Below are 15,687 nucleotides of genomic sequence, written 5' to 3'. Positions count from 1 at the left end.
TCCAGCGTTCCAACTCGCTGGGCACAATGGGCCGGACCTGCACGCGTCGCAGGTCCATACGCTGTTGTTCGGTGATTGGTGGGGCCGTCATGCCCCAAGGTATACAGGATCGGTTGGACTTTGTCCAGTATCCGGCCAGTTACCTTGTCAGATCAGTTGGGTAGTTCCCGTAGAAGCCGAAGCCCTGCGATGACACCTGTCATGTCATGACAATACCCGAGGATTTTTGTCATGACAAGGAGAAATGTCATGCTATTAATCACTATAATATTATCAACTAATTAACTAATAATTTAGCCAAAATGGACCTTACCGGCATATTTATCCGCTTATGGTGAATGGCACAGTTACTGCTAAAGAAAAGTGGACCCTAGGCACAGGAGTTGTCATGTCAGGATTATTCATCGTCTGTTTGAGTGGGCAACGCGAGAAATTGCAGTTTGCCGCCATGACCGCCTCCGTTGCCGCGGTATCGGGCACGGAGGTGTCCGTTTTCATTTCCATGAATGCCTTTCCATTCTTTATCCGGGGGCATGACAAGGAGGCGCCCGCCGCGGGGGCCATGGGGGAGATGATGGCGCAGAAGAATGCCCCTCCATTTTATCAGATCTTCGAGCAGGCAGTGGAACTAGGCGACGCCAAGATCTATGCCTGCTCCATGGCCATGGACATCATGGGGGTCAAGGAAGCGGAGCTGGAGGGCATCGTCTCCGGCGCCATGGGGCTCACCAGATTTCTCAGCGATGCGGAAGGGGCGCAGATCCTCATTTTTTAATTGGGTCGAGCAAGGAGCGAGTGATGAGTACAGAAAGAGTCGTTGATGCCCGGGGGAGTTTTTGTCCCGGACCGCTCATGGAGTTGATCGCGAATATGAAGATGATGGCCGTGGGCGACACCCTGGAACTCCTGTCCACGGATGCCGGCTCCGCCGCCGATGTCCCGGAGTGGGTCAAAAAAGTCGGCCATGAAATGGTCGGCACGGAACAGGATGCCGAAGGTACCTGGCACATCCATGTGCGCAAGGCCAAATAACCCTATTGATAAGGAGTGATCATCATGAGAATTCTCGTCGTTGGTGGCGGTATGGGCGGCACGATCTTTGCCAACAATCTGGCCCGGCGCATTCATCAGGAGATGAAGGCCGGCAAGGCGCGCATCACCATGTTGTCGGCCTCGGACCAGCACGTCTATCAACCGGGCTGGCTCTACGTGGCCATGGGCCGCGCCACGCCCGATGAACTGGTGCGCGAGCAGGCCAGCCTGCTGGAGCCGGGCATCGAATTCCACGTGGACCCGGTGGAGGAGTTCCATCTCGCGGAAAACCACGTCAAGACCAAGAGCGGCAAGGTCCACGAATACGATGTGATGGTGATTTCCACCGGCTCCCGGCCCACGCCGGAGAACATTCCGGGTCTCAAGGAGAATTCCGTCAACTGCTACACCGCGGAAAACGCCGTGCAATTCTTCAATCAATTGGCGGACTTCAAGGGTGGACGCATCGTCATCGCCGTCGGCCTGCCCCACAAATGTCCGATGATTCCCCTGGAAGTCACCTTTGCCATGCATGACTTCATCAAGGACAAGGGGCTGCTGGACAAGACGGAGTTTTACTACACCTATCCCATCGGCCGCGTCCACAGCCTGGAGAATGTCGCCAAGTGGGCGGCGCCGGAGTTCGATCGTATGGGCATCAAATACGAAACCCTGTTCAACATGAAGGAGGTGGATGGCAAGAACGCTGCCGTTCGCAGCGAGGAAGGCGGGGAAGTGAAATACGACCTGCTGGTGGCCGTACCGCCCCACAAGGGTCAGGAGGTCATCGAAAAGAACAAGCTCGGGGAAAACGGCTGGATTCCCACCAACCGCAACAGCCTGCACATGGAAGGCGAATACGGCAAGAACGTCCTGGTGCTGGGCGATACCACCAATATCCCCATCAGCAAGGCCGGCTCCACCACCCATTTCGAGGCGGAAGTCGCCGCGGAGAACATCGCGGCGCTGATCAAGATCGGGCGTCCGGTGCGGGAATATGACGGAAAGGTCTTCTGCTTCATCGAGGCCGGCAAGGACCGGGCCACCTACGCCATGTTCAACTACACCACGCCACCCCAGCCCAAGGCCCCCACGGGGGCGGTGCATGCCTTCAAGATGGCCTACAACCAGCTCTACTGGGCTTCCGCGCGGGGCTTACTCTAAAGGAGGTGCAGCATGGCTGCCGTAATCTCGGAACGCAATACGCACGATGCCGAACTGAGCCGGGCCCAGGAGGCCGTGGTCAATCTGGTCAACAATGGCGACCTCGAGCGCCTCGTCCATCTCGCCCGTCTGATCGGCTCCGCCCAGGACGCCATGAATGACGAGATGGTCACCCGCCTCTCCGCCACGGCCGGTGACGGCCTCGACCTCCTGGACCGGGTCAACCGCTCCGGCGTGGTCAAGGCCCTGCCCGCCATCACCGCCCTGGTGGAGAACGGCGATCTGGAGCGGCTCGTCCACCTCGCGCGCCTGGCCGGCGCCGCCCAGGACGCCCTCAGCGACGAGATGGTCACCCGCCTGGCGGGCATGGCGGGGGACGCCCTCGGGCTGGTGGACCGCGTCACCCGCACGGGCGCGGTGGAACGCCTGCTGGGGGTAGCCGAACAGGTCGAAAAAACCCATGTCCTGACGGACTTCCTCCAGTGCCTGGCCGACGCCGCCGCAGAGGCCGCCCAGGCCCCCATGCCCAAGGGAGGGCTGGGTGGGCTCTGGGAGATCGTCAAGCAACCGGAAACCCAGCAGACCATCCAGTTCCTCATGCTGGTGGGCAAACACTTCCGCAGTTGCCGCCTCGCGCATCCTGCCGAACCATAGGGTCTTACTCGCCCCGCTTCGCGCCTCCGCAAGGGGGCGTTTTTTTGTGGGGGCTTGGCAAGGCCCCGGAGATGAGAACGGAACGAGGATTCCTGCATTGGGACCTCGTGCCTTCCCCGGTGAAGCGTGCGAAAATGATCGGTAGTGCCATCAACGCCCCCATCAAGGCGGCCAGGGCAGCCCTCTTCGGGCGGCCTGGATCTGGTGGGGCATGATTCGGGGGTGCCGTGAATGAGTGAATTTTACGGGCTGAGTGCCCGCACCCTGGAGGGTAAGCCGGTGTCCTTCTCCGAGTATGCCGGGAAGGTCGTGCTGGTAGTGAATACCGCGAGTCACTGCGGTTTCACGCCGCAATATCAGGGGCTTCAGACCCTCCATGAGCGGTATGGGGATCAGGGGCTGGTCATTCTCGCCTTTCCCTGCAACCAGTTCGGCCATCAGGAGCCAGGCGGGGCTGCAGAGATCGCGCAGACCTGCCAAGTGAAGTACGGGGTGACCTTTCCGGTCTTTGAAAAGGTGGAAGTGAATGGTCCCGGCGCCCATCCCCTCTTCCAGTGGCTCACGGCCTGCCTGCCGGGCTTCTGGGGCCGCAAGATTCGCTGGAACTTCACCAAGTTCCTCATCGGCCGGGATGGCCAGCCCGTCAAGCGCTTCGCGCCGGGCAAGGCGCCTCAAGGCATGGAGTCTTTCATTCAGAGGGCACTGAAAGGATAAGCGACCCCAGCCGCGGGCTGTACGGATAACTTTTTATTTCCATTGGATTAATTTTAGCATCATGGTGACAATTCGTCACCGCAACCGCGGCCGGCACAGCGCTGCCCTCCATGTACGGGAAGCGCCGCGCAGATGCGCCTTTTCTTGTGGCCCGCGCTTTCTTACACTGTGGGGATACATTCATAAGGAATCTTCATGCGCGCCAGTCAACTGTTCATGCCCACCCTCAAGGAGACTCCCGCCGAGGCGGAGTTGGTCAGCCATCAGCTTTTGCTGCGAGGCGGTTTTATCCGGCGTCTGGCATCGGGGCTCTATACCTGGTTGCCCCTGGGGTTGCGGGTGCTGCGCAAGGTGGAGCGCATCGTGCGCGAGGAGATGGACCGTTGCGGGGCGCAGGAGATCCTCATGCCGGTGGTGCAGCCGGCGGAACTGTGGCAGGAGTCGGGGCGTTGGGAGCAGTACGGACCGGAGTTGCTGCGCATCCGCGACCGCCATGACCGGGAGTTTTGCCTGGGGCCGACCCATGAGGAGGTGGTAACGGACCTGCTGCGCCGCGAAGTACACTCCTACCGGCAACTCCCCATCAACGTCTACCAGATCCAGACCAAGTTCCGCGACGAGATCCGCCCGCGCTTCGGACTGATGCGCGGGCGGGAATTCGTCATGAAGGATGCCTATTCCTTCCATCTGGAGGCGGCCTCCCTGGAAAGCACCTATGAGGCGATGTTTGCCGCCTATACCCGCATCTTTACCCGCCTGGGGCTGGACTTTCGGGCGGTGGAGGCGGATACGGGGGCCATCGGCGGCAAGCGCTCCCACGAGTTCCATGTCCTGGCCGACTCCGGCGAGGATGCCATCGTTTTTTGCCACCACTGCGATTACGCCGCCAACCTGGAGCTGGCCCAGAGCCGTCTGCCGGACGAAGGACCGGAGGCGCCCCTGGCGGCGGAGCAGGTGCCCACTCCGGGCATCCGCAGCGTGGCGGCCCAGGCCGAGATGCTGAAGATTTCCACGGCGCGGATCGTCAAGACCGTGCTGGTAATGGCCGATGAGAAGCCGGCCCTGCTCCTGCTGCGCGGCGATGATGAACTCAACCTGGTCAAGGCGACCAACGCCCTGGCCGCCAAAAGCCTGCGTCTGGCCACCATGGAGGAGGCCGAGGAGGCCTGCGGCGCGCCGGTGGGTTTCATCGGGCCCAAGGATCTGCCCCGCGATCTGCCCATCCTGGCCGACCATCGCGCCCTCACGGTGCAGAACTTCAGCACCGGGGCCAATGTCGCCGACCTGCACTGGATCAACCTCAACTGGGGACGGGATCTGCCCCTCGCCGCAGCGGCGGACCTGCGCAGCGTGCGGGCGGGCGAGGCCTGTCCGCGCTGTGCATCGGGCACCCTGGGTATCCGCCGGGGCATCGAGGTGGGGCATGTCTTCCAGCTCGGCGAGCGTTACAGCAAGGCCATGAACATGACGGTGCTGGATGAAACGGGCCGGGACCGCACGGTGACCATGGGTTGTTACGGCATCGGCGTGTCGCGAGTGGTGGCGGCGGCGGTGGAACAGCATTTCGATGACCGCGGCATTCTCTGGCCAGGGGCGCTGGCGCCGTTCACGGTGGGCATCGTCGCCATCAATGGGCGAAAATCGCCGGACGTGGCCGCCGCGGCGGAACTGCTTCATAACCAACTGGAGGCGGCGGGTTATGCCGTGCTCCTGGATGATCGCGACGAACGTCCCGGCGTCCAGTTTGCCACCATGGACCTCATCGGCCTGCCTCATCGGGTGGTGGTGAGCGACAAGGTGCTCGCCCAGGGAGTCTTCGAGTACCGCGATCGGCGCGGCACGGACAACGCACACCTCAGTTACGAAGAATTGCTCACCCAACTCCAGGGAGGGGGGACCTCATGAACCCGGATCGTTTTCATCATATCCTGGCCGCCGTCGATTTTTCCGAGGCGGCGCTGCCGACGGCACGGATGGCGGCCCGCGAGGCGGCCTTGCACGGTGCGCAACTGACCTTGATCCACATGGTCAATCCGCAGATCGTCACCCTGCAGCTCCCGGAAGAGATCCTCCCGCCCATGCTGGACATGCGCGGCCGCTTGCTGGAACTGGCGCAAAAGGAGATGGCCAAGCTGGCGGCGCAACTCCCGACCCTGACGCCGCCTTTGGACTGGGCGGTGGAGGAGAGCGCCGACCGCATGGGCATGGCGGTCATTGCCTGGGGCGCAGCCCATGGCGTGGACCTCATCGTGGTCGGCAGCCACGGCCACGGAGCCCTCGGCCGGCTGCTCTTGGGCTCAGTGGCCAACGATATCGTGCATCATGCCCGGTGCCCGGTGCTGGTGATGAAGGTGAAAGCGGAATAAGTCCCTGTGGGCGCGGCACCCGGCGCCCCCGCCCGGCGGGCCTGGGCGGATTGCCCCGGCCCGCATCCTCCCCCGCATTACCCCGGCAAGGAATGCCGCGCCGCTTGCTCCGCCCACTGCCCGACGGCCTTGGCAAAGGCCCTGCTCGCCCGGGTCATGGCCAATGCCCCGCCATCGGGATTGGTGGGGACAGCCGGGACCCGGAAAGCAAAGCGCTGCTGCCCCAGGACCTGATAGCTCTGGGCATCCACCAGGGTGGCCTCCCCCGCCACTTGCGCAACTCCCTGGCGAGGGGTGGAGAAGTCGAGGGTGAAGTCGCTCAGCCGTACCTGCAGGAGCAGCCCGGCCTTGCCGGTGCTGGTGGGGGACAACACCGCCCGCCACTGCCCCCCATCCATAAGCTGGCCCTGGAGCAGATCCCCCATCATCTGGGCCGGCGTGCCCACCCAGCGGGCGCCCCGGTAGTACAATGCCTGCTGCGGGTTCTCATAGAGCAGCCGGTAATGGAAATCGTGACCTTGCAACCATTCCGGGGCCGTCACCGGGGTTAGGCGCAGGACGGGAAGGACAGCAGCCGCCGTCCGGCCCTGGAAGGTGCTGGCAGCGGCAGGTCCGGCGGCCGCCGGCACAATGCTGTAGGGCACCCGCCAGGGGCTCGTCGTCGCACAGGCCGAGAGCAGGAGCATCGCTGACAGCACGGCGCCGCCGCGCCAAAAATGCCGGCCTTTCATGACCCTCCTCCCCCATGGAATCCCCTCTCCCCCGGCCCGGGGGGCGGCGCCTTGGCGCCGTACAGGAGCGACTGCGGCGAGCGCTGCAAGGACTGGCTCAGGCCCTCCAGGGCTTCCGTGGTGCCGTTGAGGCGGCGGGTGAGTATCTCCAACTGGGGCAGAGTGCTGTAATTGAGGGTTTCCGTGACCTTTTCCCCGGAGCTGCCAAGGCCCTGAATGGACCGGGCGGCGGCACCCACCTCGCGCAATGGCCCGGCGGCGGATAGGGTGAGCTGGTTGAGGTTCTTCAGCATGCTTTGGCTCTCCTGCATGGTCGACTGGGTAGCGGCCACCATGGCGGGCAAGGCCTTGATGGTGGGCAGCAGGGCCGCCTCCAGTTGCACCAGTTGCGCGCTGGCCGTGTCCAGTTGCCGGATGGTCTGGGCGAGATGGCGGCGATTACTCGCATTCAGGGTGGCGCTCAGATGCGATGCCAATTCGTTGCTCTGATTGACCAGGGACTCGCCCTTTCGCGACAGCACTTCGAGGAAGCTGGGGTGCATGGGTATCTGGCCGGGATGGAGGGTGCTGGTGTGGACGGGGGCAAAGTTGGTGCCGGCGTCGCTCAGGGAAAGATAGCTGAGTCCGGTCACTCCCTGGGGAGCCAGCTCGGCAAAAGTCGCACGGGTGATGGGCGTCCCCTTGCTGACCGTGATCCGCACCAGGATCATGCGCGGGTTCCGCGGGTCCAGGCCGATGGAGCGCACTTCGCCCACCCGGACCCCCTTGAAGCGCACCGGCGCCTGCTCCTGCAGGCCCGCCACGCTGTAGGGCGAGACGACGTCATAAATCAGGCCGGGTTGCCGGCCGTGGTGCATCCACAGCCCGGCAACGACCACCCCGATCCCCAGCAGGGCCAAAAACGCGAGGGCCACAATGGCGTGAGCACGGCTCTCCAAACGACACTCCTCTGCCCGTCGGCATTTCAGCGGGCCATGACGCCCGCGCCAAGGCCCGAAGTACCTGCGGGCGGCAGTCCTTATTGGATCATAGTGCCAGGCGAGAAGCCAATACTTCCCGGAACCGCCGTGGCGCCGCAATGCGGTCCAGCCCGCTTTTTCAGCGGATCGGTCAAGACATAAGGCTGTTAGATCCCCAATTTCTCGCCACTGCATCGGAAGACAAGCGCCAGCGGCTGATCCGGCGCATGAACAAAGCGGTTCCTTGCATTCCGCCGAAAGCAAACATTGGGCCCGCATCGGCGTTATTTATTGGAAAATTGTTTTTCCCGATCAGATGGAACTTTCCAGGACGGGAAGCTGTCGGATATTCCGCAAGCAAAAGGGAAATCCGCTGCTTGGTACGGCAATGGGCCGCACCATTTCCCGCCCATGGCGGCAAGGGCGGCTTCATCCCCATGGGGCAGCGCATTCATTCATGCCGCAGCGCAGCAGCGATGGGCTCCCGCGCTGCCGCCGGCCTGCCTGGTCAACGTCTCCTATACTCTAGGAGTTCCCCCCGCGCGTATTGGAAGGAAAGCACCTCATGGCAGCAGCGAGCAAAGCCCCCAGCCCCACCTGGCGCCATCCGGTCTGGTCCACCGCCAAAAAAGACCTCGTCGGCACCGCCCCCGGCCCGGCCCGGCTCTGGTTCACCGTGGGCAAGGGCATTGTCACGGAGGTCTTTTATCCGCGCATCGACATCCCCCAGGTCCGGGACATGGGCTTGATCATTGCCGATGGCAAGGGTTTCTGGCAGGAACTCAAGGCCTTGGCCGAGCCGCAATTACGGATCGACGATCCGGCCATCCCCCTGCCTGTCATCACCCATCGTCATGAGCGCTTTACCTGCACCCTCCGGATCTGCGCCGATCCGCTGCGGGACGTCCTGCTGCTGGATTTTCACCTGGAGGGGGACGCCGACCTGCGCCCTTATCTGCTCTGTGCGGCGCGGCTGGGCGAAGATGCCGAGCACAATCAGGCCTGGGTTGGCCAATGGGAGGGCCGACCCGTGCTCTGGGCCCAGCAGGGGCCCTTCGGCCTGGCCATATCCTGCCGGAATCCGGAGGGCTTGCCCGGATTGGAGGGCCCCTCCGTGGGCGAGGTGGGCGCCAGCGACCTCTGGCAGGATTTCCACCGCAACGGCCGCATGCTTTGGCAATATCAGGAGGCCGGCCCCGGCGAGGTTTCCCTGTCCGCCCGCCTGCCCCGGCAAGGCACCCTGGCCCTGGGTCTGGGCACCAGCAAGGAGGCGGCCGCTACCCTGGCCTGGTCTTCCCTGGCCGGGGGCTTTGCCGCCGCCGAAGCGGGGTATCAAGGGGCCTGGAAGGCCTGGCATAGCCAACAGCCCATGCCTCCCGAGTTGAGGCGCAAGCTCCCCGCCGCCGCCCAAACCCTCTATACCCGCTCCGCCACCGTCCTCAAGGTCCACGAAGACCGCACCTTTCCCGGTGCCCTGGTGGCCAGTCTCTCCGTACCCTGGGGCGAGGCCAGCGACAGCCGGGGCGGATACCATTTGGTCTGGTCCCGGGATCTGGTGGAAAGCGCCGGTGCCCTCCTCGCCATGGGCGCCGCTGCCGAAGCGCGCCAGGTGCTGACCTACCTCATCAGCACCCAGCAGGCCGACGGCCACTGGCTGCAAAATCAATGGCTGGGCGGCAAGCCATTCTGGCAGGGGGTGCAACTGGATGAAACCGGTTTTCCCGTCCTCCTTGTCGCCGCCCTCCAGGCGGAGCAGGCACTGGAAGGGATTGCCGTTACCGACATGCTGCGCCGCGCCCTGGGCTTCATCCTCCGCGAAGGGCCGGTCACCGGCCAGGATCGCTGGGAAGAGGACGGCGGCGTCAATCCCTTCACCCTGGCGGTCGCCATTGCCGCGCTGGTGGAAGGCGGCGAACTGCTCGGCGGCAAGGCCCGGGATTGCGCCCTGCTGGTGGCCGATTACTGGAATGCGCGTCTGGAGGACTGGACCTTCGTATCCGGCACGGATCTCGCCCGGAAATACGGCGTCGCCGGCTATTACCTGCGCATTGCCCCCCAGGACGTGCTCATCCATGCGGGCGCCAAGGATGAATGGGTGATGATCAAAAATCGCGCCAACGACCCGCATCTCCCCGCCGAGGAGCAGGTCGCCACCGACTTCCTGCAACTCTGCCGCTATGGCCTGCGCCGCGCCGACGATCCGCACATGCAGGACTCCGTCAAGGTGATGGACGCCCTGCTCAAAACCGACACCCCCAGCGGCCCCGTCTGGCACCGCTACAATGGCGACGGCTACGGCGAGCACCCCGACGGCAGCCCCTTCGACGGCAGCGGCCGCGGCCGCGCCTGGCCACTCCTGGTGGGAGAGCGGGGTCATTTTGCCCTCCTGGCCGGGGAGGACGCCCTGCCCTACATCGAGGCCATGGGCAACATGACCGGCCCTGGCGGCCTCCTGCCCGAACAGGTCTGGGACAGCGCCGCCATACCCGACCGCGACCTCTTCCCCGGCCGGCCCAGCGGCTCCGCCATGCCCCTGGTCTGGGCCCACGGCGAGTTCGTCAAGCTCTGCCACAGTTGGCAACTCGGTTACCCCGTGGATCGCCCCCGGGCCACCTGGAAACGCTATCAGGGCAAGGCGCCGCAGATCGCCTATACGCTTTGGCGCTTCCGCCAGCGCGCCCGGCAGATGCCCGCCGGCAACGAGCTGCGCTTTCTGCTCCCGGCGCCCTTTACGGTGCATTGGGGCGTCGATGGCTGGCAAGACCCCACCGATACCCTGTCGGAGGATTGGGACCTCGGCCATGTCGCCATTTTGCCCACGCAGACAATGGCGCCCGGAACCACGCTCCACTTCACCTTCTACTGGCGGGATACCGGCCAGTGGCAGGGCGAGGACTTCAGCATCACCCTGCAAGGAGAAAGCCCATGATTGCCATCGATCTCACCGGACGCCGTGCGCTGGTCACCGGCGCCAGCGGCGGCCTCGGCCAGGCCATCGCCGAAATCCTGGCGGCCGCCGGCGCCCGGGTCGCCGTTCATTACCGCAAGGGGCAGGCCGAGGCCGGGCAAGTCGTCGCCGCCATCCAGGGCAAAGGCGGCAAGGCGCAGGCCTTCCAGGCCGACGTCTCCGATCCGGCCGCCGTCGAAAAGCTGCTGCAGGAGATCGACGGCGCCTTTGGCGGCCTCGACATCCTCGTCAACAACGCGGGCATGGATGGTCCCCGCGCCGTGGTCGGCGACGACGATCCGCAGGTCTGGGAAAAGGTCCTCGCCGTCGATCTCATGGGACCCTACTACTGCGCCCGCGCCGCCATCCCGCGCATGGAAAAATGTGGTTGCGGCGTCATCATCAACATCACCTCGGTACACGAGTTCATCCCCTGGGAAGGCTACAGCGCCTACACCAGCGCCAAGGCGGGACTCTCCATGTTCACCAAGACCCTCGCCCAGGAAACGGCCGACAAGGGCATCCGCGTGGTCGCCATCGCCCCCGGCGCCATCAAGACCCCCATCAACGAAGCGGTCTGGGGCAACCCCGATACCCTCAAGGACCTCGACGACAAAATCGCCATGGAACGCCTTGGCGCGCCGGAGGAGATTGGCCATGTCGTGGCCTTCCTCGCCAGCGACCTGGCCAGCTACATCACCGGCACCACCATCGCCGTCGATGGCGGCATGCTCATCTATCCGGATTTCCGCCATGGCGGCTAGCCTCGACGCCGATGTGATCATCATCGGCAGCGGCGCCGGCGGCGGCACCCTGGCCCGCGCCCTCGCCCCCTCGGGGCTGTCCATCCTCATCCTCGAACGCGGCGACTACCTCCCCCGCGAATGGGGCAACTGGGACCCCCACACCGTCTTTGCCGAACACCGCTACCACACCCATGAAGAGTGGCGCGACGGCGCTGGCCAACCCTTCACCCCCGTTACCGGCTACCATGTTGGGGGCAACACCAAGTTCTACGGGGCGGCCGTTTTGCGCCGGCGCGAAAAGGACTTCCTCCCCCGCCGCCATCGCGACGGCCTCACCCGCGCCTGGCCCATCGCCTACGCGGATCTCGCGCCCTGCTATGACCAGGCCGAGGCCTGGTACTTCACCCACGGCGAGGCCGGTGCCGATCCCCTGGAACCGCCCCGCGGTCCCTTCGCCTTTCCGCCCTTCCCCCAGGAGCCCATCCTCGCGGCCCTGGAGCAACGATTGCGGAACCTGGGTCTGCATCCCTTTCCCCTCCCCCTCGCCCTCCAGCGTCGCGATGAAGACCCCGCCCATAGCCCCTGCGTGCGTTGCCCCACCTGCGACGGCTTTCCCTGCCTGCTGCGCGCCAAGGGCGATGCCGAGGTCTGCGGCGTCACCCCCGCCCTGGCCCACGCCAACGTTCGCCTGCTCACCCGGCATCGCGCCCTGCGCCTGCTGCGCGGCGCCGACGGCAAGGGCGTGGAGAGCGTGGAAACGGATCAGGGCACCCTGCGCGCCCGCGTCGTCGTCCTCGCCGCCGGCGCCGTAAACTCCGCCGCCCTCCTCCTCGCCTCCGCCGATGCCGCCGCGCCCCGGGGCCTCGCCAACAGCAGCGATCAGGTCGGGCGCAATTACATGTGCCACCTCAACAGCGCCTGCATGGCCCTCAAAGCCGCCCAGGAAAACACCACCGTCTTCCAGAAGACCCTGGCCATCAACGACTTTTACGACGACTCGGGTGACCCCGATTACCCTTATCCCCTCGGGCACATCCAGAATCTCGGCAAGGTGACGCCGGCGCTGCTCCATGCCCAACAGCCCCTGCTCCCCATCCCCCTCGGCGCCTGGACCGCCAGCCACTCCGTGGACTGGTGGCTCACCACCGAAGACCTGCCCGACGCCGATAATCGGGTCACCCTCGACGGCGACGGCCATATCCGCCTCGCCTGGCAACCCAAAAACCGCGAAAGCCACCAGCGTCTCTGTGCCCAATGGCGCGGGATTCTCCACCAGGCCGGCTTCCCCATGGTCTTTTTTCAGGCCATGGACATCTCCGCCACCGCCCATCAGGTGGGCACCTGCCGTTTTGGCGAAGACCCCGCGGACAGCGTCCTGGATCCCTGGTGCAAGGCCCATGACCTCGACAACCTCTACGTCGTGGACGCCTCCTTCATGCCCTCCATCAGCGCGGTCAACCCTTCCCTCACCATCATGGCCAATGCCATCCGCGTCGCCGCGCACCTGGCCGAGCGCTTCAAAACGGGGGCCCGGGCGTGAAACGCGGCACCACCGCCGTCTACGCTGCGGGCTTTTTGCAGGGGGCGGCCTTCGTCATGGTCCCCGCCCTGGGCCACATCCTGCACCAGGCCCCCTATGCTTTCGGCAGCAGCGCCTATGGATTCTTATATTTCCCCGAGATCATCGGCGCCATCCTCAGCGCCCTGGCCGCCGGCAGCATCCACAGCCGCCTCGGTGGCTCCGGCGTCTTTCGCCTGGGGGCGCTGAGCAACGCCGCCGCCATGTTCCTGCTGGTAGCCGCCGCCTTTACGGGCGGTAACCCTGCTTATGGGCTGATCCTCGCCGAAACCCTCCTCCTCGGCATCGGCTTCGGCCTCACCAACGCCGCCATCAACCGCTCCGCATCCCTCCTCTTTGCCGGAGCCGCCGCAGCGGCGGTGACCATCCTCAACGCCGTCATCGGCGGCGCCACGGCCCTCTCGCCCCTGATCCTCCAAGGCTTCCGCAGCAGCATCGGCTGGGCGGGCTGGCCGGCCCTCCTCGCCCTTGCCTGGCTGGCCCTGCTCCTGCTGCCCATTGCCGCCGATGGTCCGGCGGAGCTGGGCGGCCTGCGCGCCTGGCGCCGTTCCATGCTGCCCTTTGCCGGCGCCGTGCTGATCTATGCCATCTGCGAAGGCAGCTTCGGCAGTTGGGCCAATGTCCTGGTCAGCGTCAACCGCGGTCTGCCCGCCGCCAGCGGCGCCCTCGCCCTGGCCCTCTTCTGGGGCGGCATGACCGCCGCGCGCTTTGCCCTGGGCTTCATTCCCAACCGCTTGCTGCACCGCCGGATCGTCTATCTGCTCGCCCCCCTGGGGATCGCCGCCTGCTTCCTGCTCATCCCCCATCTCGCCGCCGCCAACGCCCTGCTCATGGCTTTCACCGCCGCCGGGATCGCCTGCGGCATCTACTACCCCTACAGCATGGCCTACGGCATTGCCGCCCATCCCGAGGAAGGCACCCAGATGGCCGGGCTCCTGGTCGGCGCCCTGATGGTGGGCGAGGGCATCGGCTCCTTCGGGCTCGGCCCCCTGCAGGATCTGCTCAGCCTCGACCATATCTATGACCTCTCGGCCCTGTGGGCCATTCCCCTCTTCTGGCTGGCCTGGCGCAACAGCCGGCCTGCCCGTGCGCCGGAGGCCGGAGCCCATGGCTGAACGCGCCCTCATCCTCGGCGGCGGCTTCGCCGGCAACGCCGCCGCCCGCGCCCTCGGGGGCCACGGGCTGGAGGTGACCCTCATCGACCAGCGCAATTACCACCTCTTTCAGCCCCTCCTCTACCAGGTGGCTGCCGGCGATCTCCAGGCGGAGGCCATCGCCACCGCGCAACGGCGCCTCCTGCGCGGCAGCGACCTGCATTTCCGCCTGGGGCGGGTCGCCCGATTGGACCTTTCCCAGCGTTCGATCCTTCTCGATGACGGCGATGTCCTTCCCTATGATTACCTCTTCATAGCTCTCGGCACCGTCACCAACTTTTTCGGCAACGCTGCCATCGCCGGCCATGCCCTGCAGCTCAAGGGCATGGAAGCGGCCGAAGAGGCCCGTTCGCGCATCTTCAGTGCCCTGGAAGCGGCCAGCCATTGCGCCGACCCCGCCCAACGGCGATGCTGGCTCCACTTCGTCATCGCCGGAGGCGGCCCCACCGGCGTCGAATTCTGCGGCGCCCTGCTGGAGCTCCTGCGCGTCCTGCTCCCCCGCGACTACCCGGAATTGCAGCCGGAAGAGCTGCAAATCACCCTGGTGCAGGGCGGCGCAGCCCTGCTTCCCGGCTTTGCCGCCCCCCTCCAGGCCCAAGCCGCAGGCAAGCTGCGAAAACTCGGCGCCCACCTGCGCTTTCACACCCATGTCCTGGGATTTGATGGGCAAACGGTGCAATGCCAGCCGGACCCGGCCATTCCTGCCCATACCCTTGTCTGGACCGCCGGCGTAACGGCCAATCCGCTGGCGGCCACCCTGCCCGGCGCCAAGGGGCCCGGCGGGCGAATCATCGTCGATCCCCACCTGCGCCTGCCGGGGCACCCCGAGGTCTTCATCCTCGGTGACCTGGCCTATGGCAGCGATGGTGAATTTTGGCCCCAGGTTGCGCCCTTTGCCCTGCAGAGTGCCCGCCACGCCGTCCTGGTGCTGCACTCCCAACGGCAAGGGCGGCCCCTCCCTCCCCCCTTCGCCTACCAGGACCCTGGCAGCATGGCCGTCCTCGGCCGTTTCGATGCCGTCTGCCAGATCGAACGCTGGCATCTGCACTGGCATGGCTGGAGCGCCTGGCTACTCTGGCTGGGCCTGCACCTCTACCGCATCATCGGCACCCGCAATCGCCTGCTCACCCTGCTCGACTGGGGAACGGATTACCTGCGCCACGGCGCCGCCGTGGAAATCATTCGCTCTCTTCCCGATTCTTCCGATCCATGAGCCCATGTCCAGCCATCCCGGCATAAAATCCGGCCCGCCAATTTGACAAGTTCTGCTTCTTGAACTACTCAGTATGTATTATCGGTTTTCCCGCAAAGAGGAGACACCATGGAAGTTTTAGCGAAAGATTCATCGGGCATCACCCTGCGTTTCGAGAAGAAGGATCTCGGCAGTCTGGTTGAGCCGATCATCAAGAATGCCGAGCAATTCGGCAAGGAAACCCTGGATCTGGTTTATCTGCTCGCCGAGCAGGATTACCGGATAGACGATCATTTCCGCCAGCCGCCCCATCCCTTCGGACAATAAGGAGATATCATGCTCATCAAGGACGAACAGGAGAAAACGGTAACCATCCATCTGAGCGCCCACGAGGCCGGAGCCATTTCCGCCGATATTATCGAAAATGGCGGCAAGGCGGGGAACGTGGC

The 15,687-nt window shown here is 64.9% G+C and carries 15 protein-coding genes; 13 read left to right on the top strand and 2 right to left on the bottom strand.

Annotation, left to right across the window (positions count from 1 at the left end; genetic code table 11):
• The first annotated feature begins 388 nt into the window (after nt 1-388).
• The 7 genes from ACP5MM_RS09050 (at nt 389) to ACP5MM_RS09020 (ending at nt 5,930) form a co-directional block, all read left to right on the top strand.
• Entirely contained in the window at nt 389-775 is a 387-nt protein-coding gene (locus ACP5MM_RS09050; RefSeq protein ID WP_427930636.1) for a DsrE/DsrF/DrsH-like family protein, read from the top strand.
• 23 nt (nt 776-798) lie between these two features.
• Nucleotides 799-1,032 (top strand): sulfurtransferase TusA family protein, encoded by a 234-nt coding sequence (locus ACP5MM_RS09045; protein WP_123101507.1) that lies wholly within the window; start codon nt 799-801, stop codon nt 1,030-1,032.
• A gap of 24 nt (nt 1,033-1,056) precedes the next feature.
• Nucleotides 1,057-2,196: an NAD(P)/FAD-dependent oxidoreductase gene (locus ACP5MM_RS09040; protein WP_427930635.1), complete on the top strand. Its 1,140-nt coding sequence runs from the start codon at nt 1,057-1,059 to the stop codon at nt 2,194-2,196.
• 12 nt (nt 2,197-2,208) lie between these two features.
• Entirely contained in the window at nt 2,209-2,850 is a 642-nt protein-coding gene (locus ACP5MM_RS09035) for a hypothetical protein (RefSeq protein WP_427930634.1), read from the top strand.
• Between the two features lie 231 nt (nt 2,851-3,081).
• Nucleotides 3,082-3,564 carry a glutathione peroxidase gene (locus tag ACP5MM_RS09030; protein WP_427930633.1) on the top strand — a complete coding sequence of 161 codons (483 nt, stop codon included), beginning with the start codon at nt 3,082-3,084 and terminating at the stop codon, nt 3,562-3,564.
• Between the two features lie 195 nt (nt 3,565-3,759).
• Nucleotides 3,760-5,469 (top strand): proline--tRNA ligase, encoded by a 1,710-nt coding sequence (locus tag ACP5MM_RS09025; RefSeq protein ID WP_427930632.1) that lies wholly within the window; start codon nt 3,760-3,762, stop codon nt 5,467-5,469.
• Entirely contained in the window at nt 5,466-5,930 is a 465-nt protein-coding gene (locus ACP5MM_RS09020; RefSeq protein ID WP_427930631.1) for a universal stress protein, read from the top strand. Before ACP5MM_RS09025 ends, ACP5MM_RS09020 begins: the two co-directional genes overlap by 4 nt.
• A 77-nt stretch (nt 5,931-6,007) precedes the next feature.
• Here ACP5MM_RS09020 and ACP5MM_RS09015 read toward each other — a convergent pair whose 3' ends face one another.
• Together ACP5MM_RS09015 and ACP5MM_RS09010 are read right to left on the bottom strand one after the other, a co-directional pair.
• On the bottom strand, nt 6,008-6,661 hold the full coding sequence (locus tag ACP5MM_RS09015) for an ABC-type transport auxiliary lipoprotein family protein (RefSeq protein ID WP_427934451.1): 654 nt from the start codon (nt 6,659-6,661) through the stop codon (nt 6,008-6,010).
• The gene (locus ACP5MM_RS09010; protein ID WP_427930629.1) at nt 6,658-7,599 is read right to left on the bottom strand and encodes an MlaD family protein; all 942 of its coding nucleotides are present in this window, start codon (nt 7,597-7,599) and stop codon (nt 6,658-6,660) included. The genes ACP5MM_RS09015 and ACP5MM_RS09010 overlap by 4 nt, the downstream gene beginning before the upstream one ends.
• 586 nt (nt 7,600-8,185) lie before the next feature.
• Here ACP5MM_RS09010 and ACP5MM_RS09005 point away from each other — a divergent pair.
• From ACP5MM_RS09005 to ACP5MM_RS08980, 6 genes are all read left to right on the top strand, one after another.
• Entirely contained in the window at nt 8,186-10,549 is a 2,364-nt protein-coding gene (locus tag ACP5MM_RS09005; protein WP_427934449.1) for a glycoside hydrolase family 15 protein, read from the top strand.
• A complete protein-coding gene (locus tag ACP5MM_RS09000) occupies nt 10,546-11,331 on the top strand; it encodes a glucose 1-dehydrogenase (RefSeq protein ID WP_427930627.1) in 786 nt (261 codons plus the stop codon). The genes ACP5MM_RS09005 and ACP5MM_RS09000 overlap by 4 nt, the downstream gene beginning before the upstream one ends.
• Nucleotides 11,321-12,853 (top strand): GMC oxidoreductase, encoded by a 1,533-nt coding sequence (locus ACP5MM_RS08995; protein WP_427930626.1) that lies wholly within the window; start codon nt 11,321-11,323, stop codon nt 12,851-12,853. Before ACP5MM_RS09000 ends, ACP5MM_RS08995 begins: the two co-directional genes overlap by 11 nt.
• Nucleotides 12,850-14,007 carry an MFS transporter gene (locus tag ACP5MM_RS08990; RefSeq protein ID WP_427930625.1) on the top strand — a complete coding sequence of 386 codons (1,158 nt, stop codon included), beginning with the start codon at nt 12,850-12,852 and terminating at the stop codon, nt 14,005-14,007. Before ACP5MM_RS08995 ends, ACP5MM_RS08990 begins: the two co-directional genes overlap by 4 nt.
• Nucleotides 14,000-15,259 carry an NAD(P)/FAD-dependent oxidoreductase gene (locus ACP5MM_RS08985; RefSeq protein ID WP_427934447.1) on the top strand — a complete coding sequence of 420 codons (1,260 nt, stop codon included), beginning with the start codon at nt 14,000-14,002 and terminating at the stop codon, nt 15,257-15,259. Before ACP5MM_RS08990 ends, ACP5MM_RS08985 begins: the two co-directional genes overlap by 8 nt.
• Before the next feature lie 108 nt (nt 15,260-15,367).
• On the top strand, nt 15,368-15,565 hold the full coding sequence (locus ACP5MM_RS08980) for a hypothetical protein (protein WP_427930623.1): 198 nt from the start codon (nt 15,368-15,370) through the stop codon (nt 15,563-15,565).
• Nucleotides 15,566-15,687 lie beyond the last annotated feature (122 nt).

The organism is Acidithiobacillus sp. (assembly GCF_049965315.1).
Classification (GTDB): Bacteria; Pseudomonadota; Gammaproteobacteria; order Acidithiobacillales; family Acidithiobacillaceae; genus Acidithiobacillus_B.
This window is presented reverse-complemented; position numbering and strand designations above follow the sequence as displayed.